Source organism: Thermoproteus sp. CP80 (genome assembly GCF_002077075.2).
Classification (GTDB): domain Archaea; phylum Thermoproteota; class Thermoprotei; order Thermoproteales; family Thermoproteaceae; genus Thermoproteus.
This window is the reverse complement of the sequence record NZ_LCWM02000063.1, coordinates 1-1,866: the sequence shown is the minus strand read 5'-3', so window position 1 is coordinate 1,866 and position 1,866 is coordinate 1. Positions and strand designations below refer to the sequence as shown.

The window sequence follows — 1,866 nt, the reverse complement described above, 5'->3', positions numbered from 1 at the left end:
TCTGGGTCGACCAGCCGCCCCCCGAGAGGGATCCGGAGCTGGGCATAGGCAAACACGTGGCGTGGCAGACGCCCATACACAGGGAGGCCGTCAGGAGGGCGCTGGAGGACTAACGCGCCAAGGCCCTCTTCACCTCCTCCAGCGCTTCTTCCAGCTCCTCGCCCCACTTGACGCGTCCTCTAAGCGCCTCGACGCGCCTGGCCAGCTCCTGCAGCAGCTCAACCACGTCTGCGGCGGCCGACCCCCTCGTCGTGTATTTAGACAAAACGGCGTCTGGATCCGGCCCGTGGTACTGGTAGTCGTGCAGATCGAGCGCCTTATCTGTCACAAAAGTAATGCCCTCATGCCCAGCCTCCTTCAGCAGGCGGGACAGCTCCTTCATCCTCGTCGTCGGGACCCGCGGCACGGCCTTCGCCTCAAGCCACCTCCTCTCCTCCTCGGTCTTGGCTAGGGCCTTCAGCCTGTCCAGCTCCAGCCGTAGCAGAGCCGCCAGGAGGGCCCTCCAAGCTTGAAACGCCTTACACGCGGCGTTTCTCGTAAGGCCCCTCTCCAGAAACTCAAGCGCAAGCCGGGCCTCGCCCAAGGCCTCGAGAAGGCGAGCCTCAACATAGGCTGCATCGCTGGGCTTGGGCAGGGGACGCTCAACCGCCTCGACGGCCATAGGAACTATTGAGCGTCACTTTAAAAACACCACCGACGGAGGACGCGGCCTCGGATTGCGCTGTCTGCGGCCTTGAGCCAGGCTGTAGCCTATGCTCGCCAGATCTCCGAGCCGACCGGGAAAACCCGGCGTGGTCCGCGTGGAACACGGTGAGGCTACTGCCTTTGCTGGGTAGAGCGCCGTGCGTCTCTGGGCTTGGGCCGCCGCTCCGCCTCCGGGGACCCAGAGGGATGAGCCCGGTCGGAAAGCTCCGTCCGAGCCGCCGGCGTGCGTCCTCGCGTCGGGTCGGCCAGCTTGATCCCGCCGAGTCATCGGCCCTAGGGGACCTGCCGACGTAGGCCTGCGGAGTCTGCGAGGACCTCGGCCGCGTTGGCGGTGTAGAGCGCCGCGAACCCCGCCGTAGGACGGGGAGGTAGAGGCGTAGACGTCCACCGGCCGGCGGATGGCCGTATCGCCGGAGGTCTCGACCGCCGTCGTTGCGGAGGCCGGCGGCCTCCCAGCTGAAGCCTGCCGAGGGGACGTCGCGGGGAAGGCCCATAGGAAGTTCTGCAAAAGCCTTAAAAATAAACCCTCAAAGACCTACTGTGAGGAGGGCCCTCGGGGTCCTGCTGGGCGTCTTGATCGCCGCGGGCGTGTTCGCCGCCTTGGACCTATTCGGCGGCTATTTGTCGGTGCCCGGCGGCGTGGTGCCCAACGCGGCGGTGGGCTCGGCTGTTGGAATCCTGTGGGCGATATACTTCATCCGCTCGGCCAGGAAGGCCAAGCGTTGAGCCGCGTGTAGCCTTTCGGCGCATAGCACCGACGCGGCCCGCCGCCCCATCGCGGAGCCGCGCCGGCTGGAGCTATGAAACGGCCCGCACGGAGGGTCAGGACCACGTCCGAGATATGGTCGAGGCCTCCTGGGGGAGGCACGAGGCAAGACCTCCGAACCCTGCGGCCTTCCGATCTACGTGTAGATTTCTGCTGGGACTACATCTAGATGGGCGCCGCGGCTTAGGCTGACGGCGCTCGGGCCGAGTCGAAAAAAGATATAAACCCAGAGGTTTGGGAGTTTAGGCGGCCCGTAGCTCAGCGGTGAGAGCGCCCGGCTGTAGACAGCCCCTGGGGGGACAGACGGACGCCGAACCCCCAGGCCTATAACGGGCGGTCCCGGGTTCAGGGGAAACCCGCCCACAAATCCCGGCGGGCCGATCCATGAGTTTTCT

At 65.9% G+C, this 1,866-nt stretch carries 2 protein-coding genes, 1 tRNA gene and 1 pseudogene; 3 read left to right on the top strand and 1 reads right to left on the bottom strand.

The genetic code is table 11. The features are described from left to right. Window positions 1-113 (top strand): annotated as a pseudogene (locus B7L68_RS08340) (AAA family ATPase); the annotation flags it as partial. Here the strand turns inward: B7L68_RS08340 and B7L68_RS08335 are convergent. After that, window positions 110-661 (bottom strand): PaREP1 family protein, encoded by a 552-nt coding sequence (locus tag B7L68_RS08335; protein ID WP_081247194.1) that lies wholly within the window; start codon window positions 659-661, stop codon window positions 110-112. The pseudogene B7L68_RS08340 and the gene B7L68_RS08335 sit on opposite strands and share 4 nt — an antisense overlap. Before the next feature lie 584 nt (window positions 662-1,245). On the opposite strand from B7L68_RS08335, the gene B7L68_RS08330 reads away from it, so the two are divergent. Both B7L68_RS08330 and B7L68_RS08325 read left to right on the top strand, forming a co-directional pair. Continuing rightward, window positions 1,246-1,431 carry a hypothetical protein gene (locus B7L68_RS08330; RefSeq protein WP_081247193.1) on the top strand — a complete coding sequence of 62 codons (186 nt, stop codon included), beginning with the start codon at window positions 1,246-1,248 and terminating at the stop codon, window positions 1,429-1,431. Between the two features lie 287 nt (window positions 1,432-1,718). Then, window positions 1,719-1,852: transfer RNA gene (locus tag B7L68_RS08325), tRNA-Tyr, on the top strand. Window positions 1,853-1,866: the final 14 nt, after the last annotated feature.